Raw genomic sequence first — 24,326 nt, 5'->3', positions numbered from 1 at the left:
TGTGTCGTCGTTGGGTGAGGTGGAGTCCCTGCGTGGTTGTGGTCGTCGGTTAGGTCATGCGGGAACCGGACGCATACCGGCCCGCAGCCCCGCGAGTTGCGAACTGCCCGGCCCGCCGCCGTCGGTGATGCCCAACGCCGCGCACACGTCAGTGTGGGTCGCCTCCCCGGTGTCGTAGAGCCGTCGGGCCACGCGGATGACGGCGGGCCATGTCCGCTCGACCAGCGGGGTGACGGCGTGCCCGAGATGCGTGCCGCCGGAAGCGATCAGCATCCGGTCGTCCTTATAGCCGCCCGCGTTGAGGATCGCGAACACCTGGCGCTGCGTCGGGCGGTTGTCACGGCCACCGGCGCGGAACTTCGCCTGCGCCCACGGCCCCGCATACGCGATCTCGGGGTCACGCCCGTGGGGCGTGTCGGCGAACGAGGCGAGACCATCGACACCCCACACGCGACTGTTGGACACCACCGCGCTGCGGAGTTCGCCGCCGAGGGCGACACCAGCGACGGCGTGGGCCGCTTCGTGAACGCACACTTCGAGGTGATGCCGTTCGCGCGTGGTGAGGTCGGCCATCGTCAACGGGCGTCGGCGGGCATTGGTGGTGCCGGTCATCGGTCTGTCCCTTCGGGTGTGGTGGTCATTGCGGCGCGTCGGAGGTGGTGGCCGACGCCGGGACAGCGGTGCGGAACACATCCGGTCCACCACCGTCCCGACCCCGACCGTTCGCCGACACGGGAGACTCTGAGTCGTTGCGTAGCAACAGTTTCCGCGCGTTCTTCTCGCGCTCCTTGGCCATGCGGACAGCCCACCGCGCCGCGCCCGCATCGAGGTAGGCGTCCAGACACGCCGTGCACGTCCAACCGTGGACCGATCCCTTGTAGGTCAGGCACGGCCCACCGCAGCGCCAGCAGACGGCGATGCCGTCGTCGGTGGCGGTCATCGTGTCGGCTTCGGGTTCGGCGGTCATCGTGGTCACGGCGTCGCCGTCACCGCCGCCACGACAGCCTCGTAACCCACCAGGACGGTGCGTTCGGCGAGGGCGGCGAAGGTGTTGTGCCGCTCGTCAATCGCGGTGCGAACCTGCACCTCGTCGCGCCAGCCGAACGGCTGGCTGGTCGCCACGATAGTGTCGCCCAGCCCGGCGACGTACCCGCCGCCGACGACCCACGTGTGCCCCGACGGCGACAGCCGGGCCGTCCCCGACTTGGCGAACAGCGCGGCCTCGATGGCGGGCAGATGCGCGCCGATGTGGAAGAACCCCACGGTGTTCGTCTCGGCCATCGCACCTTCGAGGTAGGCGACAGCCTCCTTGAGGGTGGGCCGGATGGCGATGCCGCCGGGAAGGTCGGCGGCGTCCACCAGCAACCGGGCGGCGAACTCGCGCTCCACCGTCGGCTGTTCCTCCAACCGGAACACCTGCGCCGCACGCGCCTGCACCTCGGCCCGCGATGGCTCGGTCAGGTCGCACTCGTCATACGCCCACACCGTCATCGGGTCGAACGGGTCCAAGATCGGCGGACGCTGACCCTCCTTGCGCTCGGCGTTGTCGATGGGCGGGACCGAACACCACGGCGCGCCCCACACGCCGGAAGCGTCGGCACCGCCGTAGTTCGGGCCACGGACCTCAACGCCGTTGAGGTGACGCGACGGCTCGCCCGCGCCCACCTCGGTCCAGAACGTCGCGGCGTAGAGGCCGGGGATGGCCGGGTTCACCGCCGGAACCTCGAAATGCGTTGGCAGCATCGCGGTGTGGGTCGTCGCGGGGAAGTCGGGCAGGCCGGTGGTCATGGTGTCACCAAGGGATTCGAGTTCGGCGCGGGCGCGGTCGGCGTCGGTCGAGGCGGTCGGGTGGTGGTCGCCGTGGTCGTCGCGGTCGAGACGCCGTTCCAGCGCCAAGGCGGCGTGGTCGATGGTGCGGGTCAACAGCCGCGCCAGTTGGTCGGAGCGGGAAGGCTGGCCACGCAGCGCGGCGGCGTTGGGCGGATGAGAGTGCGCGAGCAGGTCGGAGAACGCGGCATCGACGGCCATCGCCATCGCCACCACCGCCGCCGCCCACGAACCGGACGCCATGTCCTTGTCGGCGATGTCGGGCAGCGCCGGGCGCGGCGCGAGGTCCACCAATGTGGTCATGGCGTACTTGCGCTTGCCCGGCTCGTCGGCCAGGTGCGCGGTGCGGCGGCGGGCATCCGTCTCGGCCACCCACCCGACGATGACGCCGACCGCCTCGTGGACGCCTTCGGCCAGCCACGGCACCGAGGCAGCGGTGCGCATGAACCGGGTGGGCCGGTCGTCGGCGGCGATCCGCTGCGCCAACGGGCCGACGACATCGGCGATCTCGCGGGCCAGCGACCAGGTGCCGTCGTAGTGGGCGGCGGGCAGCCCGGTGCGCCGCCGCTCGCGGTGTTCGGACGGGGTGTACGTGCGCGGCGGCTGCGGGCGTTGGGCGGCGAGCGCGGCGGGTGTGCGGTTGCGCGCCATGACCCCGGCCTGAATGGCGGTCATCGGGCCACCGCCTCGCGCAACCGGGCGGTCAGAGCGTCGAGGTGGATCGGCGCGATCTGGCCCGCCTCGGCATCGATGGCGCGGCGGGCGCGCCAATAGCTCAGCGCCGCCCGACACGCAATGACATCGGGGTCATCGTTGCCGCGACCGCGCGCCAGGTACGCCGCCAACCGACCCGACCACTGCGCGGGGGTCAGCGACGTAGGGTCGGTGAGGAATGTGGTCTGCATAGTGGCGACCATAGACGCCGACCGTGCACCGACGGTCGAGGCTAACGCCGTCGGCGTGTCCCGAAATATGTTGTGGGATAGGAAGATAACCCGTAAACGTCGGGAAACTGAACGTACCTCCGCCGGGCCGGTTCAAGACTTTCGGGCAGCACCGACGAACAGCATTCCGCCGAGATGTTGCTCGATCCGCGCAGTGCCGTGCAGACCGTGGCGGGCCAGTTCGGCGGCGAACTCGGCTGCGTCGAAACGGTTCTCGCGCGGGTGCACTGTGAAGGTGCGGAACGCCCACGTTTCAAGCATGTGGCGCGGAACCTCCTCGAACAGCAGTTGCCCGCCGGGGCGCAGCACGCGGGCGATCTCGGCTACGGCCTCCTGCCATTGCGGAACGTGGTGGATGATGCCGAAGTCGATCACGGTGTCCTGGCTGGCGGCTGGTTGTTTGATCTCGCAGGCGTCGCCGACTGAGAGCGACACTGGACGGTTGTGTAGGCGTCGGCGCGCAAGCTCGACCATGCTGTCGTCAAGGTCGAATGCGGTGACCCGGTTGGCGTGGAGCCGGTCGAGGATGACCTCGGCCCCGACGCCGCGACCGCACCCGACTTCGAGCACGTCTTGGCCCGCGAGGTCGCCACCGGCAAGACGGCGGAACCACGCCGCTTCCCGGCGGTGTTGGTGGGCGGCGCGGATGGGGTTGTTCATCGCGGCCCGTTCGATGGCGTTGAGCTTCATTGGATACCTCGCCTCATCGGCTGTCGTCGTTATCATCGGCAGAAGTTGATTAATCTCGTTGAGAAGTTATCATCGTGAAATGCCGATGAAAAGTAGTAGCGTCCCTCCGGCCACGCGCGACGACTTAGCGGGCGCGGTCGCGTTGTTCCACGGCCTGTCCGATCCGACCCGGCTGGCCATCGTCGGCCACCTGGCTGGCGGTGAAGCACGGGTAGTTGACCTAGTGCGGGCGCTCGGCCTGCCGCAATCTACGGTTTCGTCGCACCTGGCCTGCCTGCGCGACTGTGGCCTGGTCAACGGACGCCCCGAAGGCAGGCAGATGTTCTATTCGCTTGCCCGCCCCGAGTTGCTCGACCTGCTGGCGTCCGCTGAAACCCTCCTCACCGCGACGGGCAACGCCGTCGCCCTCTGCCCGACCTATGGCACCGACAGGACGACCTGATGAGCACACCCGACACCACGCTGACCGCCGCCGAGACCGAACGGCTCACCCGCCGGGGACTGCGCCTGGCTCAGTTCACGGTCGGCTACAACGTCATCGAAGGCGCTGTCGCCATCACCGCCGGGCTGATGGCCGGGCTGGTGTCGGTGGTCGGGTTCGGCATCGACTCGGGCATCGAATCCATCGCCGCCGTCCTGGTCGCTCTCCGGCTGTCGGCGCGGCTGCGCCACGGCCACGCCGATGAACGCAAGGAGCGCATCGCCCTCAAGCTGGTCGCCAGCACGTTCTTCCTGCTCGCCGGCTACGTCACCATCGAGGGCATCCGCAGCCTGATAGGCGGCGAGGAACCCGAAAGCTCGCCGCTGGCCATCGGTCTGCTGGTGGCGTCGATCATCGTGATGCCAGTGCTGGCTGCCGCCAAGAAGAAGGTCGGTACCCAGCTCAAGGACAACCTGATCCTCGCCGACGCTGCCGAGACCAAAATCTGTGTGCTGCTGAGCATTTCCACGCTGCTCGGCGTCGGCCTGTTTGCGCTCACCGGCGCCGCCTGGCTCGACCCCGTTGCTGGCTTCGTCATCGCCGCGTTCGCCATTCACGAAGGTAGGGAAGCCTGGGAGGGCGAACTGGTCGAGGACGACGACTGAACGGACCGTGCCATGACCCGAGTGACCGACCATAGTCCCGCGTCGCCGGGTAGAGGCGGCTGAACAAAGACGACACTGTCCCGCGCTTTAGGGGCACAAATGCCCTACACCTCCGATTCGACAGTCCGCGACGATTGGACGATGACCGAATCTCGTGAGTCCGGGACAGAACGTGCCGCAGCAGCAGTAGGGGAGCGGCGCGTCTTTGAGTCGCCATCGCCTTACGACGATGGCAGGCGCAACAGGTCGAGCTCGATTTTGGTGTGGGTGGGCATCGTCGCCGGTGTCGTGTTCATCGTCGCTGTGATCTTCTTCTCGGGGTTTTCATCGGTAGGCACTCAGACGGCAATTTCCGTGGTGGATATCACCAGCCGGGGATGATGGGACCGAGTCAGATGGGACCGTACGGCCAGATGGGACCGGGCATGATGGGACCCGGCGGCATGATGGGTCCCGGCGGCATGATGGGTCCCGGCGGCGCGTGGCCGGGTCAGCAGACGCCGACGACCACGGCTCCGACCACCCCTCGGCCATAGGGTTGGTCGTAGTGAGGTCACGATGGCGCAGTTGATGAATCGCCGTGCGGCTCGCCGCACTCGGCGCATTGGCGGCGGGCAGTGTTCTTGGCGTTGGATACGTCATCCGCAACGTGTTCGAACCGCGGACGCCGGACCTCCGGCTCACCAACGGACCCGGCGACGGCGGCATGATGGGCGGGCCAGCGGACATGCGGGTCTATATGGACATGTTCGCTCGGCACAATGAGATCAGGCGCACGGTGGAAGAAATACCAGGTGGCGTGCGCACCACCACCGAATCAGATTCGCCCGACCTTACTGCTCAACTACAGGCGCACGTTTCGAGCATGTATTCCTCGGTGGCGGTCATCGTGTCGGCTTCGGGTTCGGCGGTCATCGTGGTCACGGCGTCGCCGTCACCGCCGCCACGACAGCCTCGTAACCCACCAGGACGGTGCGTTCGGCGAGGGCGGCGAAGGTGTTGTGCCGCTCGTCAATCGCGGTGCGAACCTGCACCTCGTCGCGCCAGCCGAACGGCTGGCTGGTCGCCACGATAGTGTCGCCCAGCCCGGCGACGTACCCGCCGCCGACGACCCACGTGTGCCCCGACGGCGACAGCCGGGCCGTCCCCGACTTGGCGAACAGCGCGGCCTCGATGGCGGGCAGATGCGCGCCGATGTGGAAGAACCCCACGGTGTTCGTCTCGGCCATCGCACCTTCGAGGTAGGCGACAGCCTCCTTGAGGGTGGGCCGGATGGCGATGCCGCCGGGAAGGTCGGCGGCGTCCACCAGCAACCGGGCGGCGAACTCGCGCTCCACCGTCGGCTGTTCCTCCAACCGGAACACCTGCGCCGCACGCGCCTGCACCTCGGCCCGCGATGGCTCGGTCAGGTCGCACTCGTCATACGCCCACACCGTCATCGGGTCGAACGGGTCCAAGATCGGCGGACGCTGACCCTCCTTGCGCTCGGCGTTGTCGATGGGCGGGACCGAACACCACGGCGCGCCCCACACGCCGGAAGCGTCGGCACCGCCGTAGTTCGGGCCACGGACCTCAACGCCGTTGAGGTGACGCGACGGCTCGCCCGCGCCCACCTCGGTCCAGAACGTCGCGGCGTAGAGGCCGGGGATGGCCGGGTTCACCGCCGGAACCTCGAAATGCGTTGGCAGCATCGCGGTGTGGGTCGTCGCGGGGAAGTCGGGCAGGCCGGTGGTCATGGTGTCACTCCAAGGGATTCGAGTTCGGCGCGGGCGCGGTCGGCGTCGGTCGAGGCGGTCGGGTGGTGGTCGCCGTGGTCGTCGCGGTCGAGACGCCGTTCCAGCGCCAAGGCGGCGTGGTCGATGGTGCGGGTCAACAGCCGCGCCAGTTGGTCGGAGCGGGAAGGCTGGCCACGCAGCGCGGCGGCGTTGGGCGGATGAGAGTGCGCGAGCAGGTCGGAGAACGCGGCATCGACGGCCATCGCCATCGCCACCACCGCCGCCGCCCACGAACCGGACGCCATGTCCTTGTCGGCGATGTCGGGCAGCGCCGGGCGCGGCGCGAGGTCCACCAATGTGGTCATGGCGTACTTGCGCTTGCCCGGCTCGTCGGCCAGGTGCGCGGTGCGGCGGCGGGCATCCGTCTCGGCCACCCACCCGACGATGACGCCGACCGCCTCGTGGACGCCTTCGGCCAGCCACGGCACCGAGGCAGCGGTGCGCATGAACCGGTGGGCCGGTCGTCGGCGGCGATCCGCTGCGCCAACGGGCCGACGACATCGGCGATCTCGCGGGCCAGCGACCAGGTGCCGTCGTAGTGGGCGGCGGGCAGCCCGGTGCGCCGCCGCTCGCGGTGTTCGGACGGGGTGTACGTGCGCGGCGGCTGCGGGCGTTGGGCGGCGAGCGCGGCGGGTGTGCGGTTGCGCGCCATGACCCCGGCCTGAATGGCGGTCATCGGGCCACCGCCTCGCGCAACCGGGCGGTCAGAGCGTCGAGGTGGATCGGCGCGATCTGGCCCGCCTCGGCATCGATGGCGCGGCGGGCGCGCCAATAGCTCAGCGCCGCCCGACACGCAATGACATCGGGGTCATCGTTGCCGCGACCGCGCGCCAGGTACGCCGCCAACCGACCCGACCACTGCGCGGGGGTCAGCGACGTAGGGTCGGTGAGGAATGTGGTCTGCATAGTGGCGACCATAGACGCCGACCGTGCACCGACGGTCGAGGCTAACGCCGTCGGCGTGTCCCGAAATATGTTGTGGGATAGGAAGATAACCCGTAAACGTCGGGAAACTGAACGTACCTCCGCCGGGCCGGTTCAAGACTTTCGGGCAGCACCGACGAACAGCATTCCGCCGAGATGTTGCTCGATCCGCGCAGTGCCGTGCAGACCGTGGCGGGCCAGTTCGGCGGCGAACTCGGCTGCGTCGAAACGGTTCTCGCGCGGGTGCACTGTGAAGGTGCGGAACGCCCACGTTTCAAGCATGTGGCGCGGAACCTCCTCGAACAGCAGTTGCCCGCCGGGGCGCAGCACGCGGGCGATCTCGGCTACGGCCTCCTGCCATTGCGGAACGTGGTGGATGATGCCGAAGTCGATCACGGTGTCCTGGCTGGCGGCTGGTTGTTTGATCTCGCAGGCGTCGCCGACTGAGAGCGACACTGGACGGTTGTGTAGGCGTCGGCGCGCAAGCTCGACCATGCTGTCGTCAAGGTCGAATGCGGTGACCCGGTTGGCGTGGAGCCGGTCGAGGATGACCTCGGCCCCGACGCCGCGACCGCACCCGACTTCGAGCACGTCTTGGCCCGCGAGGTCGCCACCGGCAAGACGGCGGAACCACGCCGCTTCCCGGCGGTGTTGGTGGGCGGCGCGGATGGGGTTGTTCATCGCGGCCCGTTCGATGGCGTTGAGCTTCATTGGATACCTCGCCTCATCGGCTGTCGTCGTTATCATCGGCAGAAGTTGATTAATCTCGTTGAGAAGTTATCATCGTGAAATGCCGATGAAAAGTAGTAGCGTCCCTCCGGCCACGCGCGACGACTTAGCGGGCGCGGTCGCGTTGTTCCACGGCCTGTCCGATCCGACCCGGCTGGCCATCGTCGGCCACCTGGCTGGCGGTGAAGCACGGGTAGTTGACCTAGTGCGGGCGCTCGGCCTGCCGCAATCTACGGTTTCGTCGCACCTGGCCTGCCTGCGCGACTGTGGCCTGGTCAACGGACGCCCCGAAGGCAGGCAGATGTTCTATTCGCTTGCCCGCCCCGAGTTGCTCGACCTGCTGGCGTCCGCTGAAACCCTCCTCACCGCGACGGGCAACGCCGTCGCCCTCTGCCCGACCTATGGCACCGACAGGACGACCTGATGAGCACACCCGACACCACGCTGACCGCCGCCGAGACCGAACGGCTCACCCGCCGGGGACTGCGCCTGGCTCAGTTCACGGTCGGCTACAACGTCATCGAAGGCGCTGTCGCCATCACCGCCGGGCTGATGGCCGGGCTGGTGTCGGTGGTCGGGTTCGGCATCGACTCGGGCATCGAATCCATCGCCGCCGTCCTGGTCGCTCTCCGGCTGTCGGCGCGGCTGCGCCACGGCCACGCCGATGAACGCAAGGAGCGCATCGCCCTCAAGCTGGTCGCCAGCACGTTCTTCCTGCTCGCCGGCTACGTCACCATCGAGGGCATCCGCAGCCTGATAGGCGGCGAGGAACCCGAAAGCTCGCCGCTGGCCATCGGTCTGCTGGTGGCGTCGATCATCGTGATGCCAGTGCTGGCTGCCGCCAAGAAGAAGGTCGGTACCCAGCTCAAGGACAACCTGATCCTCGCCGACGCTGCCGAGACCAAAATCTGTGTGCTGCTGAGCATTTCCACGCTGCTCGGCGTCGGCCTGTTTGCGCTCACCGGCGCCGCCTGGCTCGACCCCGTTGCTGGCTTCGTCATCGCCGCGTTCGCCATTCACGAAGGTAGGGAAGCCTGGGAGGGCGAACTGGTCGAGGACGACGACTGAACGGACCGTGCCATGACCCGAGTGACCGACCATAGTCCCGCGTCGCCGGGTAGAGGCGGCTGAACAAAGACGACACTGTCCCGCGCTTTAGGGGCACAAATGCCCTACACCTCCGATTCGACAGTCCGCGACGATTGGACGATGACCGAATCTCGTGAGTCCGGGACAGAACGTGCCGCAGCAGCAGTAGGGGAGCGGCGCGTCTTTGAGTCGCCATCGCCTTACGACGATGGCAGGCGCAACAGGTCGAGCTCGATTTTGGTGTGGGTGGGCATCGTCGCCGGTGTCGTGTTCATCGTCGCTGTGATCTTCTTCTCGGGGTTTTTCATCGGTAGGCACTCAGACGGCAATTTCCGTGGTGGATATCACCAGCCGGGGATGATGGGACCGAGTCAGATGGGACCGTACGGCCAGATGGGACCGGGCATGATGGGACCCGGCGGCATGATGGGTCCCGGCGGCATGATGGGTCCCGGCGGCGCGTGGCCGGGTCAGCAGACGCCGACGACCACGGCTCCGACCACCCCTCGGCCATAGGGTTGGTCGTAGTGAGGTCACGATGGCGCAGTTGATGAATCGCCGTGCGGCGCTCGCCGCACTCGGCGCATTGGCGGCGGGCAGTGTTCTTGGCGTTGGATACGTCATCCGCAACGTGTTCGAACCGCGGACGCCGGACCTCCGGCTCACCAACGGACCCGGCGACGGCGGCATGATGGGCGGGCCAGCGGACATGCGGGTCTATATGGACATGTTCGCTCGGCACAATGAGATCAGGCGCACGGTGGAAGAAATACCAGGTGGCGTGCGCACCACCACCGAATCAGATTCGCCCGACCTTACTGCTCAACTACAGGCGCACGTTTCGAGCATGTATTCCCATATCGGCCAGGGCGACGAGGTCATGTGCATGAGCTCGACGCTGCCGACCCTGTTCCGAAACGCAGGCGGCTACCGACGCCAACTCACGCTCACTCCGACCGGAGTGATTGCCGAGGAAACGGCAGACGATCCCAACCTGATAGAAGTGATCCGCGCACACGCCCGCGAGGTCACTGGCTTCGTCCGTGACGGAATGCCAGCGATGATGCAAGGCATGATGGGACCCGGCGGCATGATGGGACCCGGCGGCATGATGGGACCCGGCGGCATGATGGGACCCGGCGGCATGATGGGACCCGGCGGCATGATGGGACCGCCGCGCTCCTGATGTGGCGCGCCGGTTGACCCGGCACTCCCTGCCTATCCGTGGGAGTCACGCCGCCACTCGCTTGTGGATTCGGGCCACCGTGTTCGGGAACCACTTCGATCCGCCCTGGCCGGTCGGCGTGCCGTCGGCGTTCAGGCTGTCGGCGATGGCTGCCCACGTCGCCCCTGCGGCGCGTTCGCGGGCGATGCGCTCGACCACCGACGGCGGCACGGTGGTCGGGCGTCCGAGCCGCACCCCCTGCGCCTTGCGGACGGCCAACGCCGCCTTGGTCCTGTCGCTGATGAGGCCGCGTTCCAGTTCGGCCACGCTGCCCATGATCTGCGTGGTGAACCGCCCCGCCGCCGTGCTGGTGTCCACCGTGCCATCGACGGCGACGACCACGCCGCCCGCGCGCTGGGTGCGGTCGAGCACGTCGAGGAGGGTGGGCAGGCTGCGGGCCAGGCGGTCGGACTTGGCCACCATCAACACCGCCGCCTGTGCCGACTCCACGGCGTCGATGGCGGCGGTGAGGGCGGGCCGGGCGTCGATGGCCTTGCCGCCGCTGACGCCCTCGTCGGCGTGCCACCCGACGATGGTCCAGCCCCGGCGGTCGCACTCGGCGGCGATGGCGGCGCGTTGCGCGTCGAGCCCGGCACCGCTGGCCGCTTGCTCCTCGGTGGACACGCGGATGTAGGCGACGACGGTGCCGACGGGCGCGGTCTGGACGCGACGGCGGCGGGTGCGGGGCGTGGTCATGCTCCCATCGTATAACGCAAACGACCGTTTGCGTTAAGAGTCGCCGCCCGACATTACGTCGAGTGCCGCCGCCGCACCTTCGAGGCGGGCGCGTTCGGTCGCGGTGGCCTCCAACTCCCCGCGCTCGATGGCGTCGAGGATCAGCCTGACTTGGCGTGCGGTCGTGGCGATGTCGGCGCGCTTCATGTCGTCGTCAGTTCCGCCGGGTGTTGCCCGCCAGCCACGCCGCTGTCGGGTCGTAGTGGTCGGGCCGGGGCGATGTCGGCATCGGGCTGCGCCGTCTCGGGGTAGTGCGCCACGCTGACGAGTGAAACCGGGTCAGGTCGGGTGTCGGCAGGGCCGGGCGTGCCGACCGCCTCACCGGCCCGTTGGCGCGCGACGGCCACCCACTCGGCCAACTCGTCGGCGGGGATGCCGTCGAGGGCGAGCACCTGGCGGGCGATGTCGCATTGCAGCGACCACGCGGGGTCGTCCGGCGCCGCGACGGTGCCGACCATCTCGCGCAACTCGGCGACAGCCTGGTCCTCCAACGCCGACGGCGACAGCGTGCCCTCGGCCACGTCGCGGGCGATTGAGGATGCCGCCTTGATGACGTCCTCGGTCGTGGTGGTGCTCATCGGATTACCTCCGCGTCGATGACGTTGCCGCTGGCGATTGCCGACGGCTGCTCACGCTGGGCGACCAACGCCAGCAGTTCGGACTCCATGCGGTCGATGATGGCGGTGGCGTCGTGGCTGACGTTCACGTCCACCTGCTGGGCGACGGGCACGTGCAACCCGTTGATCTTGGCGTCCTTGTCGATGTTGTCGCCGATGGCGCGGGCGTAGGACACCACCGCCTGGTGGTCGCCCGACTGCTTCGCCTCGGCGAGACCGGCGAACAGCACCGACTTGGTGATGCGCAGCCCGTCGGTGGCGGTGCGGCGCAACGCGGCGGGGTTGTCGGCGGGTTCGGACTCGACCAGGCGGGCCACCGCCAACTGCGCCGCCCGCCGCGACCGGAACCCTTCGGAGTCGGCGATCTGCTGCCACGTCTTGCCGGTGCCGCGCAGCCAGCGCGCACGCTCGGCGCGGCGGCGGCTGTCCTCGCGGCTCATCGCCGGTCCTGGTTTGGCCATGTGGCCATTGTGGGGCAATTAGGTCCGTCTTCGTCAGTACCCGACGTTTACGGGATTGTGGTGTGGCTGCGGTCATTTCGGTGCCACCGCCCGCCCGCACCGCCGCCGCCCGGTCCACTGTCCGCCGCCACTGTCCGCCGCCACCGCGCCCGTCGGATGCGGTGTCGAGGTCGATGTTCGGTTTCGACGGCCACCCTCCAAACCCGGCCCTCTCGGGTGCGTCCCGCTATCCCTATAGCGGGGCCGCGAACACCCGCGAAGCGGGAACTGTTCATCGGCAAAACCGCGAACATACGCGAACCCCAGGTCAGAGGGCATATTTAGAGCACGTCGGCATTGCCGCGAATGCCGTGGACCCCGATTTCGCGGCTCATTTCGCGGTGACCCGATGCCGCGAAGTTGCGATGCTCTGACCTGCGCAAACGCATATTCGACGCGCGCCGGGTGACCGTTGCGCCCATGATTCACCTCCGTGGTTAACATTTAGAATGACGCTGACCAGGTGTTCGCGGGTTGCTGGCTAAGTTCGCGGCTGCGCCGCGAAGTTTGACGTCGACGCTCTGACCGCATGTTTGCTGCGCGCTCAGTCGGTCGGCGGCGGCGTCTCCGGCGACTTCGGGGTGGCCTTCTGCGACGACTTCCCACCGCGCCGCCGTGTCGCCAGGTCCACCACCTCGGCGCTCACGTCGGCGGTGTCGTCGGCGTCGGGCGGAGCCGACTTCGGCGAGTAGGTGCGCCGCCCGTTGGTCGGGTTGACGTGCTGGGTCACCAGACGCCCGTAGTTGTCCTTGGCCAACCGCGCGAGGTGCGTGCCCACCGCGTCCTTGCCGAGTTCGCACCCGCGCGCCTGGGCGCGGCGGGTCACCTCCGCAGGCGACAGCGGGCCGTCGTCGGCGTCGTTGACGACCGCCACCAGAATCTTGTCGTCTTGGGCCAGCGCCGCCGCCACCTTGTCGGCGGTCTCGTTCATCGTCAGCGGGTCGCGCGCGGTGGCCACCAGGGTCGTGTAGCCGTACCCGGCTCGGCCCTCGGTGGGCGGCATCGTCCCGGCCACCTTCTCGACCTTCACCGGGTAGCGCGTGCCGGTGGCCTCGGATTTGTGCTTGTCGATGACGAACTCGGCCTCGTTCGGGCCGGTCGCCTTCTGCACCACCGTCGCGTCGGTGTCGTCCCGCCCCACGCTGGACCCTCGGGCGTGGTCCTGGCCGCGCGCGGTGTGGTGGATGACGATGACCGCCGCGTTCGCCTCCATCGCCAACTTCTGGGCGTTGGCCAGCGCCGCGCCGATGTCGGTGGACGAGTTCTCCTCGATGCCCCTGGTGGCCTTGCGCTGGGTGTCGAACACGATGAGTTTGATGCCCCGCGCCTTCACGAACTCGACCAACTCGGCCATCCACTCGTCGTCGGCCAATTGCACCACGTCGTCCCAACCGAGGAGGTCCAGGCTGGCGATGTCGAGCCCGGCGCGCTGGCACCACGCGGCGACATCCGCGCCCATGCCGTAGTGGCGGCGCTCGGCGCAGAAGTACAGCACCGAGTGCTTCTGCGGCACCTTGAGTTGGTGGGTGAAGTCGCGGCCCGCCGCCACCGAGCACGCCAGTGCGAGCACGGTGAACGTCTTGTAGGTGCCGCCGTCGCCGACCCAGTGAGTGACCGTCTGCTCGTAGATCAGCCCGTCGATGAGGGTGCCGGTCGGCGGGTCGTTGGCCATGTCGGAGACGTGGCGGATGACCTCGGCCAGGGGGTGGCGCGGGGTCGCCATCGCCGCAGCCTTCCGGCGCACCTGTGCCCGGTGGTACTCGCGGATCGCCGCCGCCTCGATCTTCAACGCGCCGATCTCTTCGGGCGTCAGTTCCGGCATCGCGGTGAGGTGGGCGTCGGTCGCGCCCACCTTCACCGCCTTGTCCCCGCTGAACATCACGTCCGGCGCGTCCTTGACCGGATCGCGCCCGGCGTTGCGGCGCGCGATGTCGGCGGCGATTGCGCGCGCCCACGGCTCGGTGCGCCCGTCGAGAATCGACACCGGGTAGCGGCGAGACGCCCACCGTTTCAGCCGTTTCTCGCTGGCCTCCTGCGCCTTCGCAGCGGTGGCGTGCTTGGCGTTGGCGCCCCGGGTGTTGAACGGCTGGTACCCCTCGTCGCCGGGGCGCAGACCGTTTACGTCGGTCTTGCCATCGTCCTCGGCGGCGGGCGGCGCATCGTCGGCCCGCCGCCGGGCGGTGGCCTTGCCGAAGTCGGCGGGCATGGCGGCGAGGAGGGCGTCGGCACGGCTGCGGTGACCGTTGATGGCGGTGGCCTCATCGGTGGCGCCGGCCTGCTTGCCAGTCGGGGAGGTATTCTCGGTCATGTCTCCTACTTCGCGGCGATGGGGAGTCCTTGGAAGTGGTGCCGCACCGGCACATCGCGGGCGAAGCCAAGCACGCGGCTGGTGCGGCACCACTGCGTTACGGGTATGTGCGCGTTGAGTTTTAATGTGTGGCCACTCACCGCGCGGCCTGAATCTCCACAGGAATGACCGGGCGCAGCAGCGCGTTGACATCGGCGACTTTGACGCGCATCGCGCTGCCCGGCTTGTCGCTGATCCGGTAGGCGGGCAGCTCGCCGCTGGCGATCTTCTCGCGGAACGTGAACACCGAGTAGCCGGTGCGCGCGGCGGCAGATCGCAGCGATTCGTACTCGGGGGTGGGTGTGGTTGTGCGGGTGGACACTTCGGGTCTCTCCTCTGACCTCGCCGTAATCCGAGGAGGCCGGGTTGGACGCCTCGGGTCATGGCGGGCCAATCCCGCGCTGTAACGCCGCAAATATAGCGCGGGTTCGCGGGGTTTCGCCACATTCCGCGCGGAACACGCCGAACGAATTAGGTTGTGCGCGTTGGAGTTTAGTTTCCCGACGTTTACGGGTTTGTCGCGGCTAGCGCGGAAAGTTTGTCGGCAAGCGCGGCGGCACGTCCTTCGGCGGTGTGTTGGTAGCGCATGGCCATGTTCGGCGAGGTGTGGCCGAGCCGGTCCATCACTTCGCGCAGCGTTGCGCCCGCCTGCGCGGCCATCACGCCACCCGCATGGCGCAGGTCGTGGAAATGCAACTGCGGCTGCCCGATTGCCTCGCGCGCGGCCTCCCACGCCGTGCGGAACCGCTTCTCCCCGGCGAACGATCCGGTGGACGGTTCGGTGAACACCAGCGCCTCGTCCCCCTCGCCGACGTGGCGCGCGAGGTGGTCCACAACGGCGGGCCGAACGTGCGGCGGCACCGACACCACGCGCCGCGACTCGCGCGTCTTGGTCGGCCCCACCTCGAACTTGCCCTCCCGGTACGTCACGGCCCGTTCGATGCGAACGGTGGACCCGTCGGCGGCTATGTCGCAGCGGCGCAGCGCGAACACCTCCCCCTTGCGCAACGCGCACCACCCGGCCAGCAGCACGGCCAGGCGCGCGTCGTCGGGCATCGCCGCCGCCAACTCGGTCAGTTGGGCGGCGTCGAGCAACACCACCGAGCGCTTGGCGTGCTTCACCTGTGCCGCGCCCTTGATCCGGCACGGATTGCGCTCGATCAGGTCGTCGGCCACGGCGGTGTTGAACACCCCGTTGAGGATCGCGTACGCCTGCGCGTTGCGCGTGTCATGCTCGGTGCCCAACCCGGCGAACCACGTGCGGACGTGCTCGGGCGTGATCTCGGCCAGTCCGAGGTCGCCGAGGACGGGGAGGATGTGGTTGTCGAGGTGGCCCCGGTAGTTGTCGCGGGTGCGGCGCGCCAGCTTCGTCTTGTTGTCCAGCCACGTGTTGGCGTAGGTGCGCAACGTCAGCTTCTCGGCCTGTCGGCGGGCGGCGCGTTCGGCGGGCGGTGTCCACTCCCCCGGTCGGCGGCGGTCGAGGTCGATTAGATCCTCCTCGGCCTGCAACCAATGACCCGCGCTGCTCTTGGTGGGGAACGTGGCCAGCGCCTTATAGACCGCGCCGTTGTGGAGGTAGCTCGCCTGCCACCGGCCCGAGGGCAATTGGCGCATCCGCCCGAACGACCGCCGCGTGCGCTCCGACTTCGCGGCCGCCCGCTGTCCTGCCATGCTCCACTCCCGTCGCCGTGCAATCTCCGTGCAATAGTCATCCTATAGGAACCCGACAGAACCTCGCAGTTCGCAAAGGCGATATCCGCTGGTAAATGCAGGTACGGGCAAGTTCGTGGTGGTCACCGGCAGGATTGCGCGGTGCTGATCGGCAAATTCGAATCCTGCCGGGGGCACCACACCGAAACCGCCATTTACCAGCGGGTCTGAGCCGCAGGCGGCTAGCCGCTTCCGGCGGCAGCGGCCACGCCACCCGGCCGACCTCGTGACACCCACATGCGCCACAAGTAGACAGCCACGCCACCCGATGCGAGCAACGCCAGCAACCCGTCGAGGCGCGTCGCGTTCATGATGAGGATCGTCGCGACCAAGACCGCTCCGATGACGTTCACCGTCAGTGCAGCACGCCGGCCGTCGCGGTAGGACAGGCGCGCGCACGCGATCGTCGCCGCCAGGAAGCTGGCGAAGACGGCCACGGCATAGAAACCCACCAGGCGCTGCTCGCGTCCACCGGCGGCGACGAGGGCCGCTGAGGACACCAAGACCAGGGCGACACCCCACTCGGGTACCAAGAACCTGTTGATTCGCGCGAACCGGATCGGAACCAGGCCTTCGCCGGGCCTGCCGAAACTCGCCAACGCCTTGAGTACGCCCGATCCGGCCAGATACGAGGACGCAGCAGCGGAAAGGAGAAGCAGTGCGCTGCTGGCCTGAAAGGCCGCGAACAGCGGGCCGCCGCCGGTTGCGCGCCGCGCGACTTCGGCGATCAAGGTGGAATCACCCGGGGGAAGATCCGTCCCGAGTCTGACGGCGAGCGCGGCGAAGGAGACCGTCAATGCGCCGACGATCCCGATCATCAACCAGAGCGTGAGGCGTCCGAGCCGGCGCCGTCCGCGATCGTCGAGCTGCGGCAGCTGGGCGATCGCATTCGAGGGCGCCTCGACTCCGGTTGCCAACGCCATACCCAGCGGGATGGCGAGGAGCACAGGGGCCAGTCCCGCGCCGTACAGCATGGGTGTCGTTTCGACGCTGACACCGTCTGGCGCAGGAGAACTCGTCGACGCGGTGACACCGGAAAAGATCACCCACATCGACAGCACGATGAAAGCCAGGGTCGCAACCGCGAAGACGATCCGTCCGGCTTGGCCCAGCAGGACGCCGGCGGCGACCACGACGACGAGCCCGAGTCCGATCGGCATCCTCAGTGAAGCCAGGCCGGGGAGATAGGCGATGAGGGCCGATGCGCCCGCCGCGCAGCTGACCGCCACGGTGAGCGTGAAGTCGACCAGCAGTGCTCCCAGCGGGATGAATGCCCAGCCCTCACCGAAGGCGTGGGCAACGCCGTCCGGACCACCACCTCCCTCGGGGAAGCGTCCGATCAACTGGTGATAGGTCGCGGATATGACGCCGATGATCGCAATGACCGCCGCCATGGCGGGAAGCAGTTGTGCCAGATCGCCGTTCAGCGAACGCAGCGTCGCCTCGATCGCGTAGGCGACGGAGGAGACCGGATCTGCCATCACGGTGAAGGCGAAACCGAGGGTGAGCGTGATGCGGCGCGCCCTCATGCCCGCGATGGTAGGTGAACCGTCACGCACGCGCGGGCGCCGACGAATTCCGGGGAGTTAACTACGCGAGGACGCGCGCGCACGTCGACCCGGTCGCCCACTCGCCCGCATTCGCGTTGATCAGCGTGTAAAAGTGAGCGGGTGGATCCTGATCAGGGGGCGCTGGGAGATCACCGGGTTCGCTCACGAAAACCGGCCGTGGTGTTCGTCGTCGGGTGTCTGTTCGCCGTCCTCGTCGTCGGGTGGCTGTCGCTGGTGACCCAGCCGACGGCGCTGGCCAGCACGGCGTGGTGGCCCGTCGCCGGGATCGCGGTCGGGTTGGGCATCCGCTTCCCGCGCCGTCACGTGTGGGCGCCGGCCGCCGCCGTCGCCGCGATCACCCTTCCGCTCCTGCTCTGGGCGGGACGGCCCGCCGCGCTCGCGACCGCGCTCGCATTCGCCGTCGCCCTCGAGATGGTGATCGCCACCCTCATCCTCAGGGGGCGCCACGATCGCCTGCCGAGCCTGTCGGAGCCGCGCGACCTCGGCCGGTTACTGGTGGCCGTCGGCTCGGCGGCGATCGTCTACGACGTGGTCGGCGCCGGCGCCACCTACCTGCTCGCCGATTCCACCGAGGCGTGGATCCGGTTCGTCACGTCGGCGCCGAAGCACGCGGCCGGGATGCTGCTGCTGGTCCCGCTGTTCATGCACCTGCCGCGCCGCCCCCGGCCTGCGGGTCCGGTCGAGACCGTCGCGCAGGTCGTGACGACCCTGGGCCTGGTCACCTTCGTGTTCGCGTTCAACCCCGGAATGCCGCTGTCCTTCCTCCCCTTCATGCCACTGGTGTGGGTGGCGATCCGACTGACGACCCGGGAACTGATCCTGCTGATGCTGGCGATCGCCGTCATCGCCTCGGCCGGCAGCGCGTACGGCACCGGGCCGTTCGCGTTCAACCTCCTCGCACCGGAGGTGGGCAACCTCGTCCTGCAGGTCTTCGAGCTGTCGATGGTGGTCGTCTTCCTCTCGCTCTCGCTCGCGGTCGGCCACGAGCGGACCACCGCACGGCGCCTCAACGAGAGCGAGGAGTTGTTCCGCCGGATCTTCGAAACGTCGGTGGCCGGGATGCTGATCGCCACCCGTGCCGCCACGGGATGGAAGGTGTTGCGCGCCAACGAGTCCGCGGTGGCCATCATCCCCGGTCTCGCCGACGCGTCGGCCGAGCTCACCGACCTGTTGGGCGAGGAGGCCACCGCCGCGCTCTCGGCGGAAGCCGACGCGCTCACCGAGGGCAACGCGCGCCTGACGCTGACCACCGGCACCGAGCGGATCCTCAACGTCAGCATCTCCCCGATCAGCGTCGACGGGGACAGCAGGACCCTCGCGCTGCAGTTCTACGACATCACCGAGGCGATGCGCGCCCGCAGGCTGGAACAGGAGGAACTCGAGCGCGCCGCCGAAGTGCAGCGTGCCCTCCTGCCCGGGACGCTCCCACCCACCCCCGGGTGGACTTCCGGTGCGGCTTCGGTGCCGGCCAGACAGGTCGGCGGGGACTTCTACGACATCCGGGTTCAGGTCCCGCACGTGGTCCTCAGCCTCGGCGACGTCATGGGTAAGGGCATGGGCGCGGGAATGCTGGCCGCCGCGACCAGAGCCGCGCTGCGCGCCACCGACCCCGAGCTCAGTCCGTCGGCCGCCGTGAGCCACATGGCCGGGGTCGTCGATCACGACCTGCAACGCACCAGCGCCTTCATCACGCTGACCTACGTCCTCGTCGACCTCGTCACCGGCGACTTCCGCGTCGCCGACGCCGGGCACGGACTGCACTTCGTCGTCCGGACCGGATCGGGTCTGGTGGAGCGCACCGCCTCCAGCGATATGCCGGTGGGGCTCGACAGCGGCTGGGGCGAGAAGCGCGGAGCGCTCCAGCCCGGCGACGCGATCCTCCTCGTCAGCGACGGCGTGATGGACCTGTGGGGCGGCTCCGTCGAAGGGCTGTCGGATGCCGTGGCACAGTGCGCCCGGAAGCACGGCACGAGCCCGCAGGCGTTGGTCGACGCCCTGTGCGCGCGGGCGAACGGTGATCTGGACCGCGATGATGTGACGGCCGTCGTCCTGCGGCGGGAACCGGTGGACGTGGCGGCACGCTGACCGCGAACTTCGAACCATCCTGCCCTGAGTTTGCTGAACACCGACACAGTTGCGTTTGTTCGCAAAGATCGGGGCCCACCTGAAAGGGAGGCCTTTGCCCTGCCTGGGCACGGGTGTCGATATCGCGAATCGAGCACATCAACGCTGTTCGCGAGGTGTTTCGCAGAGGTAATCAAGTGCCGGCGTTCGCGGTTCGACGAGGTGGGAAGCCGACACACGATTTGCTCTGAAGCGATACGATCTAAGAGATTTCCTATCCGAGGGGTTGAACGTGGATATCAAACGAGTACTGGCCGGGGCATCGATCGTCGGTGTCGTCGGCCTTCCGGCCTGGTTCCTGGGCGTGGGGGTCGCCTCAGCTGAACCGGTCGCCGGCCAGGAGTGCGCCGACCCGGCCACCTGCGAGCGGGCACCGGAAGAGCAGCCGGCCGAGAAGAAGAACAACGCGAACGAGGCGCCGATCCAGATCCCCGAGTCCTGGTCCCGCGAGGTCGCCAAGAATGTGGCCAACCTGCCGTCGCCGGTCGAGGCGAACGCCAGCGTGCCAATCTCGGTCGGCCTGCCGGACGTGGTTCCGGACATCGGTTTCAGCGCCCCGGTCCATCTGCACCCGCCGGCCCTGGGCGGCATCGGTCTGCCGGCCGTCAGCATGCCCAGCCTGAACCTCCCGGCGCCGAAGCTCGGCCCGCCGAACAACCCGCTGAACCTCGGCCCGCCGACCAATCCGTTCAATCTGCCGAAGATCGGCTTCTGATCCGGAGCTGACAGACGACAGTGCTGACAGACGACAGTGCTGACAGACGACAGTGCTGACAGACGACAGTGGCCGCCTCGCTGATGCGAGGCGGCCACTGTCGTCTCCGGCTTACTTGAACCAGTGCGCCGGCTTGTCCCACTGCCCGGGCGGCGGAACGAACGGCAGTTTCGCAATCTGCCCCGGCGGCGGTACGAACGGCAACTGGGAGATCTGGCCCGGCGACGGCACCGGATCCCACCACCTGAACTCGTCGGCCTGCGCCTGACCCGCACCGAATCCGACGGCGGCGAAGCCGAACGCTCCAGCCATCGCCGTTCCGACCACCAACTTCTTGAACTTCATCGCGACCTCCTCATCGCCTGGCGGCAGCGGTGCTGCCCATGAGTCGATACTGCTTATGAGCCCCCCGATATCTTCATCGCGCCGACGCGGCGGTTCGTTAGCAAAAGAAAACGATTTGCAGACCCTCGTGCCGGTTGGTCGCCAGGCGGCCCAGGGTGCTCGGCGCCTCGACCAGCGGTGCGTAGTCGGTGATCAGATGCGCCTTGATGTCGCGTCCGCGGGCCTGTAGGAAGTCGACCGTCTCCGCGCTCAGCCGGTCGCGGTCCCACAGGTGGGCCGTACCCCGCGGCACCCGGCCGATCTGCGCGCAGCGCACCGACAGCCCGTTGTGGTGGAATTCCTCGCCGAGCCGGACGTCACCGCACCCGTCCTGATAGAAGGCCAGGTCGATGACGGTGCCCTGGGGTCGCAGCAGCCGCAGGGCCAGGGCCAGCGCGCTGCCCCGCCCGCGGCACTGGAAGACCACGTCGGCGCCGCGCTCACCGGATCGGCCCCACTGCTGCTTGACCGCGACCGCCGGGTCGCCGCCGCCCGGATCCAGCGTCGCCAGGTCGAGCCGTTCGGCGATGTCGCGCCGCGCCGCGGTCTCGTCGAGCACGAGCACGTCCGCCGCGCCGTGGTGGGCGGCCAGTAGCGCGGTCAGCAGCCCCACCACCCCCGCGCCGACGACCGCCACCCGCCTGCCGCGTACGCCGTCTCCCAGGGTCCGGACATCGGCGCCCACCACGTCGGCGGCGGCGTGCAGCAGTCCGTTGGCGCAGATCGGCCCCATGTGGGCGACGTAGATCCCCAGCACCGCGTCGAACCCGGCGGGCAGTACGACGAACCGGTCGCGCAGCGCATCCGCGCGGTAGCAGCTTCGGTGGCCGTAGGTCATCGCCACCAGCCGCCCGGGGGCAACCGAGGGCACGCGGCTCGCCGTCACCCGGCCGACCTGCATGTAGCCGAACCGCTCCACGGGGTAACCGGCGTTCGGTTCGCCGGCCAGGAACAACCCGAGGTCGGCATCCCAGTTCTGGTGCAGCGCCGGGTTCGTGCCCTTGACCCAGCTGAGGTCCGTCCCGGCGGACAGTCCGCTGAACACGGTGGCGACGTCGAACTGCCCCTCGGGCAGGGCGCCCTGCGACGGTTGCGCCCTGCACGTCACCACACCGGGCCGCTCGACGACCACGGTGTAACCGGCGTCAGACATGGACCGCCACCGGCCATGCCAGGTGTGCGGATTCCGCTATCGCACAGGCCAGTTCGTGGGTACGCAGGGCGTCGGCGTAGTCGACGAGGATTCCGTCGCGGCCGGCCCCGCGGTCCATCACGGCGTCGATGAACGCGCGGTCTGCGGATCTCTTGGCGTCGTCGGGGTCCAACTCGCGCTGCAGCGGTCCGTCGGCCGTCCGTGCCGTGATCGCGTCTTCGCGGACCGCGACACTCAGCCCGTCCGCGTGGATGTCGATACCGGCGAGGTGCTTCCAGGTCAGGCAGCAGGCGGCGGCAACCGTACCGACCGCACCCGAGGCGAAGCGCAGGGTCGCCGCGGTCGCCCCGTCGATGTCGGCGTCGGGCGCGCTCGGCGGGGCGGCGTTGGCGTAGGCGCTGACCTCGGCGACCTCGCCGACGAGGTACCGCAACATGTCGAGCACGTGCACCGCCTGCTCGACGATCTGCCCGCCCGAAAGGTCCCGTCGGCACCACCACGCCACCGGCGGCACCCGGTCCAGCCACGATGCGACGGCGAGCCGAACGACGCTGTCGCCCAACATGTCCCGTACCAACCCGACGGCCGCCGAATACCGCCAGTGGTGGCCGACGGCGCTGGTGACACCACGCTCGCCGATCAGACCGGCGATATGTCGGGCGGTGCCCGGGTCGGTACCCAACGGTTTCTCGACGAACAACGCGACGCCCGCCTCGACGAGCGACTCCTCGATCGGACCGTGCGCATGCGGCGGAACGCAGACGTAGACGGCATCCGGCGGGTCGGCCAGGAGTGCGGAAAGGTCGGGGACCACCGCCGCGCCGGTGGCCCGCGCGAACGCGTCGGCGGCAGGGCCCGCGGGATCGGTGACCGAGGCGATGGTCACGTCGGGCAGTTCGGCGAGGTGACGGGCATGGCGGACGGCGACACCGCCGGCTCCGACGAACGCGACTCTGCAGTGACCCATGCCAACCTCCCGGTGCTCGCGCTGAATACCCGCGACTTGCGGCGGTATGCACGTTTGACGCATACGTCGATAGGGCCCGGGTACTCGCCTGCCATGTCGCTGACGGTGCTCATCAACGCCGGCCCGTGGCTGACCGTGCCGCCGCACGGGTACGGCGGGATCGAGAACATGATCGCGACGTTGATCCCCGAACTGCGCAGCGCCGGCGTGCGGGTGGTGCTGGCCACCGTGGCGGGCAGCACGGTCGACGTCGACGAGAAGATCGTCGGCTTCGACGAACCGCAGTTCCGGCATCTCACCGAGCCGTACAACCAGGTGATGGGAATCGCCGCGACCCATATGCACCGGCTGGTGACGGAGTTGGCGGCCCGCCATGACGTCGACCTGGTCCATGACCACCTCGAAGCGGTGGGGCCCACGGTGCTCGCGGCGGCCGGCTCCCGGCTACCACCGGTTCTGCACACGCTGCACTGGGATCTGTCCAAACACCCTGGCCTGTACGGGAACCTGGCGGTCGACCACCTCTGGGTGAACGGCGTGTCCGCCGCGCAGATCGCGCTCGGTCCGGCGCGACTGCGGCAGCGCAGCCTCGGTCACGTCCACCTGGCGACGCCGCTGACCCGGATCCCGCACAACCCGGTGCGAAAGCGTCGCCACGTCGCGCTCGTCGCGCGGATCTCGCCGACCAAGGGGCAGCACGTGGCGGCACGGCTGGCCCACCGGGGCGGTTTCGAGCTGGTGCTGGCCGGTCCGGTGGGGCCCTACGCGGACGCCGCGGAACTGGCCGCCGACCCCCACGCGGAGCGGTATCCCGATGTTCGGTACTACCGCGACGCGGTGGCACCGCTCGTCGACGACCGGCGGGTGCGCTGGGTCGGGACCCTCGAGGGCGAGGCCCGTGACCGCCTGGTGGCCACGGCCCGCGCCACGCTCTTCCCCCTCACCTGGAATGAGCCCGGGGGGACCGCGGTGATCGAATCGCTGGCGCTGGGCACCCCGGTGGTGGCCTATCGGCGGGGTGCCTTCCGGAGTTGGTGGCCCCGGACACCGGCCGCCTCGCCGAACCGGGCGACGAGGCGGCGCTGGCCGAATTGCTTTCGCAGGTCGACGAGATCGAACCGGCGCGGTGCCGGGCCGAGGCGCAGCGCCGGTTCTCACCCGCGGTCATGGCGGCCGGGTACCTGCGGATGTACGAGGAATGCGTCACCCGGGGT

At 68.9% G+C, this 24,326-nt stretch carries 32 protein-coding genes and 1 pseudogene; 10 read left to right on the top strand and 23 right to left on the bottom strand.

Annotated features, from left to right (window positions below):
• Window positions 1-54 precede the first annotated feature (54 nt).
• The 5 genes from G6N49_RS03515 to G6N49_RS03490 all read right to left on the bottom strand — a co-directional run bounded on the left by G6N49_RS03515 (window position 55) and on the right by G6N49_RS03490 (window position 3,461).
• Window positions 55-612, bottom strand: coding sequence for a hypothetical protein (locus tag G6N49_RS03515; RefSeq protein ID WP_011856345.1), 558 nt, complete (start codon window positions 610-612; stop codon window positions 55-57).
• 25 nt (window positions 613-637) lie between these two features.
• On the bottom strand, window positions 638-967 hold the full coding sequence (locus G6N49_RS03510) for a hypothetical protein (RefSeq protein ID WP_011856346.1): 330 nt from the start codon (window positions 965-967) through the stop codon (window positions 638-640).
• 5 nt (window positions 968-972) lie between these two features.
• Complete coding sequence (locus G6N49_RS29750; protein ID WP_322790257.1) at window positions 973-2,502, bottom strand: hypothetical protein; 1,530 nt, start codon at window positions 2,500-2,502, stop codon at window positions 973-975.
• On the bottom strand, window positions 2,499-2,732 hold the full coding sequence (locus G6N49_RS03495; RefSeq protein ID WP_041925108.1) for a hypothetical protein: 234 nt from the start codon (window positions 2,730-2,732) through the stop codon (window positions 2,499-2,501). The genes G6N49_RS29750 and G6N49_RS03495 overlap by 4 nt, the downstream gene beginning before the upstream one ends.
• A 132-nt stretch (window positions 2,733-2,864) precedes the next feature.
• Window positions 2,865-3,461, bottom strand: a complete 597-nt coding sequence (locus G6N49_RS03490; protein ID WP_011856350.1) for a class I SAM-dependent methyltransferase — start codon at window positions 3,459-3,461, stop codon at window positions 2,865-2,867.
• An 85-nt stretch (window positions 3,462-3,546) separates the two neighbouring features.
• Here G6N49_RS03490 and G6N49_RS03485 point away from each other — a divergent pair, with 85 nt between their 5' ends.
• The 3 genes from G6N49_RS03485 to G6N49_RS29810 all read left to right on the top strand — a co-directional run bounded on the left by G6N49_RS03485 (window position 3,547) and on the right by G6N49_RS29810 (window position 4,928).
• On the top strand, window positions 3,547-3,903 hold the full coding sequence (locus G6N49_RS03485) for an ArsR/SmtB family transcription factor (protein ID WP_011856351.1): 357 nt from the start codon (window positions 3,547-3,549) through the stop codon (window positions 3,901-3,903).
• Window positions 3,903-4,547, top strand: a complete 645-nt coding sequence (locus G6N49_RS03480) for a cation diffusion facilitator family transporter (RefSeq protein WP_011856352.1) — start codon at window positions 3,903-3,905, stop codon at window positions 4,545-4,547. The genes G6N49_RS03485 and G6N49_RS03480 overlap by 1 nt, the downstream gene beginning before the upstream one ends.
• Window positions 4,548-4,688: 141 nt before the next feature.
• Window positions 4,689-4,928 carry a hypothetical protein gene (locus G6N49_RS29810; RefSeq protein ID WP_407665035.1) on the top strand — a complete coding sequence of 80 codons (240 nt, stop codon included), beginning with the start codon at window positions 4,689-4,691 and terminating at the stop codon, window positions 4,926-4,928.
• A 539-nt stretch (window positions 4,929-5,467) separates the two neighbouring features.
• On the opposite strand, the gene G6N49_RS03470 is transcribed toward G6N49_RS29810, so the two are convergent.
• The 5 genes from G6N49_RS03470 to G6N49_RS03455 form a co-directional block, all read right to left on the bottom strand.
• Entirely contained in the window at window positions 5,468-6,283 is an 816-nt protein-coding gene (locus tag G6N49_RS03470) for a hypothetical protein (protein ID WP_011856347.1), read from the bottom strand.
• Window positions 6,280-6,696, bottom strand: coding sequence for a hypothetical protein (locus tag G6N49_RS29395; protein WP_235679490.1), 417 nt, complete (start codon window positions 6,694-6,696; stop codon window positions 6,280-6,282). The genes G6N49_RS03470 and G6N49_RS29395 overlap by 4 nt, the downstream gene beginning before the upstream one ends.
• Window positions 6,624-6,998, bottom strand: a complete 375-nt coding sequence (locus G6N49_RS29390; protein ID WP_235679489.1) for a hypothetical protein — start codon at window positions 6,996-6,998, stop codon at window positions 6,624-6,626. The genes G6N49_RS29395 and G6N49_RS29390 overlap by 73 nt, the downstream gene beginning before the upstream one ends.
• Window positions 6,995-7,228 (bottom strand): hypothetical protein, encoded by a 234-nt coding sequence (locus G6N49_RS03460; protein WP_041925108.1) that lies wholly within the window; start codon window positions 7,226-7,228, stop codon window positions 6,995-6,997. Before G6N49_RS03460 ends, G6N49_RS29390 begins: the two co-directional genes overlap by 4 nt.
• Window positions 7,229-7,360: 132 nt before the next feature.
• The gene (locus tag G6N49_RS03455) at window positions 7,361-7,957 is read right to left on the bottom strand and encodes a class I SAM-dependent methyltransferase (protein ID WP_011856350.1); all 597 of its coding nucleotides are present in this window, start codon (window positions 7,955-7,957) and stop codon (window positions 7,361-7,363) included.
• An 85-nt stretch (window positions 7,958-8,042) separates the two neighbouring features.
• Between G6N49_RS03455 and G6N49_RS03450 the strand changes: the two genes are divergently transcribed.
• The 4 genes from G6N49_RS03450 (at window position 8,043) to G6N49_RS03435 (ending at window position 10,250) form a co-directional block, all read left to right on the top strand.
• Window positions 8,043-8,399: an ArsR/SmtB family transcription factor gene (locus G6N49_RS03450; protein ID WP_011856351.1), complete on the top strand. Its 357-nt coding sequence runs from the start codon at window positions 8,043-8,045 to the stop codon at window positions 8,397-8,399.
• On the top strand, window positions 8,399-9,043 hold the full coding sequence (locus tag G6N49_RS03445) for a cation diffusion facilitator family transporter (RefSeq protein WP_011856352.1): 645 nt from the start codon (window positions 8,399-8,401) through the stop codon (window positions 9,041-9,043). Before G6N49_RS03450 ends, G6N49_RS03445 begins: the two co-directional genes overlap by 1 nt.
• 141 nt (window positions 9,044-9,184) lie before the next feature.
• Window positions 9,185-9,580: a hypothetical protein gene (locus G6N49_RS03440; protein ID WP_083045392.1), complete on the top strand. Its 396-nt coding sequence runs from the start codon at window positions 9,185-9,187 to the stop codon at window positions 9,578-9,580.
• A 22-nt stretch (window positions 9,581-9,602) separates the two neighbouring features.
• Window positions 9,603-10,250 (top strand): hypothetical protein, encoded by a 648-nt coding sequence (locus tag G6N49_RS03435; protein WP_163647395.1) that lies wholly within the window; start codon window positions 9,603-9,605, stop codon window positions 10,248-10,250.
• Window positions 10,251-10,295: 45 nt separating this feature from the next.
• Here the strand turns inward: G6N49_RS03435 and G6N49_RS03430 are convergent, their stop codons facing one another.
• From G6N49_RS03430 to G6N49_RS03395, 9 genes are all read right to left on the bottom strand, one after another.
• Window positions 10,296-10,985 carry a recombinase family protein gene (locus G6N49_RS03430; RefSeq protein WP_011856355.1) on the bottom strand — a complete coding sequence of 230 codons (690 nt, stop codon included), beginning with the start codon at window positions 10,983-10,985 and terminating at the stop codon, window positions 10,296-10,298.
• A 33-nt stretch (window positions 10,986-11,018) separates the two neighbouring features.
• Complete coding sequence (locus G6N49_RS29170; RefSeq protein WP_165760735.1) at window positions 11,019-11,171, bottom strand: hypothetical protein; 153 nt, start codon at window positions 11,169-11,171, stop codon at window positions 11,019-11,021.
• Window positions 11,168-11,602 (bottom strand): hypothetical protein, encoded by a 435-nt coding sequence (locus G6N49_RS03425; RefSeq protein WP_011856356.1) that lies wholly within the window; start codon window positions 11,600-11,602, stop codon window positions 11,168-11,170. Before G6N49_RS03425 ends, G6N49_RS29170 begins: the two co-directional genes overlap by 4 nt.
• Window positions 11,599-12,102, bottom strand: a complete 504-nt coding sequence (locus tag G6N49_RS03420; RefSeq protein ID WP_234809672.1) for a hypothetical protein — start codon at window positions 12,100-12,102, stop codon at window positions 11,599-11,601. Before G6N49_RS03420 ends, G6N49_RS03425 begins: the two co-directional genes overlap by 4 nt.
• A gap of 320 nt (window positions 12,103-12,422) precedes the next feature.
• The gene (locus tag G6N49_RS03415; RefSeq protein WP_163647394.1) at window positions 12,423-12,563 is read right to left on the bottom strand and encodes a hypothetical protein; all 141 of its coding nucleotides are present in this window, start codon (window positions 12,561-12,563) and stop codon (window positions 12,423-12,425) included.
• A gap of 122 nt (window positions 12,564-12,685) precedes the next feature.
• Window positions 12,686-14,449 (bottom strand): AAA family ATPase, encoded by a 1,764-nt coding sequence (locus tag G6N49_RS29680; protein WP_011856358.1) that lies wholly within the window; start codon window positions 14,447-14,449, stop codon window positions 12,686-12,688.
• A 136-nt stretch (window positions 14,450-14,585) separates the two neighbouring features.
• Window positions 14,586-14,810: a MerR family transcriptional regulator gene (locus G6N49_RS03405; RefSeq protein WP_011856359.1), complete on the bottom strand. Its 225-nt coding sequence runs from the start codon at window positions 14,808-14,810 to the stop codon at window positions 14,586-14,588.
• Between the two features lie 185 nt (window positions 14,811-14,995).
• Window positions 14,996-16,159 (bottom strand): tyrosine-type recombinase/integrase, encoded by a 1,164-nt coding sequence (locus G6N49_RS03400; RefSeq protein WP_083045394.1) that lies wholly within the window; start codon window positions 16,157-16,159, stop codon window positions 14,996-14,998.
• 221 nt (window positions 16,160-16,380) lie between these two features.
• A complete protein-coding gene (locus tag G6N49_RS03395) occupies window positions 16,381-17,727 on the bottom strand; it encodes an APC family permease (protein ID WP_083045395.1) in 1,347 nt (448 codons plus the stop codon).
• A 141-nt stretch (window positions 17,728-17,868) separates the two neighbouring features.
• On the opposite strand from G6N49_RS03395, the gene G6N49_RS03390 reads away from it, so the two are divergent.
• Window positions 17,869-19,854 (top strand): SpoIIE family protein phosphatase, encoded by a 1,986-nt coding sequence (locus tag G6N49_RS03390; RefSeq protein ID WP_083045396.1) that lies wholly within the window; start codon window positions 17,869-17,871, stop codon window positions 19,852-19,854.
• Between the two features lie 271 nt (window positions 19,855-20,125).
• Window positions 20,126-20,608, top strand: a complete 483-nt coding sequence (locus tag G6N49_RS03385) for a hypothetical protein (RefSeq protein WP_083045400.1) — start codon at window positions 20,126-20,128, stop codon at window positions 20,606-20,608.
• A gap of 111 nt (window positions 20,609-20,719) precedes the next feature.
• Here G6N49_RS03385 and G6N49_RS03380 read toward each other — a convergent pair whose 3' ends face one another.
• From G6N49_RS03380 to G6N49_RS29380, 4 genes are all read right to left on the bottom strand, one after another.
• Window positions 20,720-20,953, bottom strand: a complete 234-nt coding sequence (locus tag G6N49_RS03380; RefSeq protein ID WP_011561282.1) for a hypothetical protein — start codon at window positions 20,951-20,953, stop codon at window positions 20,720-20,722.
• A gap of 97 nt (window positions 20,954-21,050) precedes the next feature.
• Window positions 21,051-22,145, bottom strand: coding sequence for a zinc-dependent alcohol dehydrogenase (locus G6N49_RS03375; protein WP_083045397.1), 1,095 nt, complete (start codon window positions 22,143-22,145; stop codon window positions 21,051-21,053).
• On the bottom strand, window positions 22,138-23,112 hold the full coding sequence (locus tag G6N49_RS03370; protein ID WP_083045398.1) for a Gfo/Idh/MocA family protein: 975 nt from the start codon (window positions 23,110-23,112) through the stop codon (window positions 22,138-22,140). The genes G6N49_RS03375 and G6N49_RS03370 overlap by 8 nt, the downstream gene beginning before the upstream one ends.
• On the bottom strand, window positions 23,028-23,411 hold the full coding sequence (locus tag G6N49_RS29380) for a hypothetical protein (RefSeq protein WP_235679488.1): 384 nt from the start codon (window positions 23,409-23,411) through the stop codon (window positions 23,028-23,030). The genes G6N49_RS03370 and G6N49_RS29380 overlap by 85 nt, the downstream gene beginning before the upstream one ends.
• Here G6N49_RS29380 and G6N49_RS29375 point away from each other — a divergent pair.
• Window positions 23,320-24,081, top strand: a pseudogene (locus G6N49_RS29375) (glycosyltransferase); the annotation flags it as partial. The gene G6N49_RS29380 and the pseudogene G6N49_RS29375 sit on opposite strands and share 92 nt — an antisense overlap.
• Window positions 24,082-24,326: the final 245 nt, after the last annotated feature.

The organism is Mycolicibacterium monacense, assembly GCF_010731575.1.
Lineage (GTDB): Bacteria > Actinomycetota > Actinomycetes > Mycobacteriales > Mycobacteriaceae > Mycobacterium > Mycobacterium monacense.
The sequence above is the reverse complement of the archived record's forward strand: the minus strand, read 5'-3'. Positions and strand labels throughout refer to the sequence as shown.

Bases quoted from the DNA above. Each gene is read 5' to 3' on its own strand.
- G6N49_RS03515 (WP_011856345.1), bottom strand. From the start codon at position 612: ATGACCGGCACCACCAATGCCCGCCGACGCCCGTTGACGATGGCCGAC.
- G6N49_RS03510 (WP_011856346.1), bottom strand. From the start codon at position 967: ATGACCGCCGAACCCGAAGCCGACACGATGACCGCCACCGACGACGGC.
- G6N49_RS29750 (WP_322790257.1), bottom strand. From the start codon at position 2,502: ATGACCGCCATTCAGGCCGGGGTCATGGCGCGCAACCGCACACCCGCC.
- G6N49_RS03495 (WP_041925108.1), bottom strand. From the start codon at position 2,732: ATGCAGACCACATTCCTCACCGACCCTACGTCGCTGACCCCCGCGCAG.
- G6N49_RS03490 (WP_011856350.1), bottom strand. From the start codon at position 3,461: ATGAAGCTCAACGCCATCGAACGGGCCGCGATGAACAACCCCATCCGC.
- G6N49_RS03485 (WP_011856351.1), top strand. From the start codon at position 3,547: ATGAAAAGTAGTAGCGTCCCTCCGGCCACGCGCGACGACTTAGCGGGC.
- G6N49_RS03480 (WP_011856352.1), top strand. From the start codon at position 3,903: ATGAGCACACCCGACACCACGCTGACCGCCGCCGAGACCGAACGGCTC.
- G6N49_RS29810 (WP_407665035.1), top strand. From the start codon at position 4,689: ATGACCGAATCTCGTGAGTCCGGGACAGAACGTGCCGCAGCAGCAGTA.
- G6N49_RS03470 (WP_011856347.1), bottom strand. From the start codon at position 6,283: ATGACCACCGGCCTGCCCGACTTCCCCGCGACGACCCACACCGCGATG.
- G6N49_RS29390 (WP_235679489.1), bottom strand. From the start codon at position 6,998: ATGACCGCCATTCAGGCCGGGGTCATGGCGCGCAACCGCACACCCGCC.
- G6N49_RS03460 (WP_041925108.1), bottom strand. From the start codon at position 7,228: ATGCAGACCACATTCCTCACCGACCCTACGTCGCTGACCCCCGCGCAG.
- G6N49_RS03455 (WP_011856350.1), bottom strand. From the start codon at position 7,957: ATGAAGCTCAACGCCATCGAACGGGCCGCGATGAACAACCCCATCCGC.
- G6N49_RS03450 (WP_011856351.1), top strand. From the start codon at position 8,043: ATGAAAAGTAGTAGCGTCCCTCCGGCCACGCGCGACGACTTAGCGGGC.
- G6N49_RS03445 (WP_011856352.1), top strand. From the start codon at position 8,399: ATGAGCACACCCGACACCACGCTGACCGCCGCCGAGACCGAACGGCTC.
- G6N49_RS03440 (WP_083045392.1), top strand. From the start codon at position 9,185: ATGACCGAATCTCGTGAGTCCGGGACAGAACGTGCCGCAGCAGCAGTA.
- G6N49_RS03435 (WP_163647395.1), top strand. From the start codon at position 9,603: ATGGCGCAGTTGATGAATCGCCGTGCGGCGCTCGCCGCACTCGGCGCA.
- G6N49_RS03430 (WP_011856355.1), bottom strand. From the start codon at position 10,985: ATGACCACGCCCCGCACCCGCCGCCGTCGCGTCCAGACCGCGCCCGTC.
- G6N49_RS29170 (WP_165760735.1), bottom strand. From the start codon at position 11,171: ATGAAGCGCGCCGACATCGCCACGACCGCACGCCAAGTCAGGCTGATC.
- G6N49_RS03425 (WP_011856356.1), bottom strand. From the start codon at position 11,602: ATGAGCACCACCACGACCGAGGACGTCATCAAGGCGGCATCCTCAATC.
- G6N49_RS03420 (WP_234809672.1), bottom strand. From the start codon at position 12,102: ATGGCCAAACCAGGACCGGCGATGAGCCGCGAGGACAGCCGCCGCCGC.
- G6N49_RS03415 (WP_163647394.1), bottom strand. From the start codon at position 12,563: ATGGGCGCAACGGTCACCCGGCGCGCGTCGAATATGCGTTTGCGCAGG.
- G6N49_RS29680 (WP_011856358.1), bottom strand. From the start codon at position 14,449: ATGACCGAGAATACCTCCCCGACTGGCAAGCAGGCCGGCGCCACCGAT.
- G6N49_RS03400 (WP_083045394.1), bottom strand. From the start codon at position 16,159: ATGGCAGGACAGCGGGCGGCCGCGAAGTCGGAGCGCACGCGGCGGTCG.
- G6N49_RS03395 (WP_083045395.1), bottom strand. From the start codon at position 17,727: ATGAGGGCGCGCCGCATCACGCTCACCCTCGGTTTCGCCTTCACCGTG.
- G6N49_RS03380 (WP_011561282.1), bottom strand. From the start codon at position 20,953: ATGAAGTTCAAGAAGTTGGTGGTCGGAACGGCGATGGCTGGAGCGTTC.
- G6N49_RS03375 (WP_083045397.1), bottom strand. From the start codon at position 22,145: ATGTCTGACGCCGGTTACACCGTGGTCGTCGAGCGGCCCGGTGTGGTG.
- G6N49_RS03370 (WP_083045398.1), bottom strand. From the start codon at position 23,112: ATGGGTCACTGCAGAGTCGCGTTCGTCGGAGCCGGCGGTGTCGCCGTC.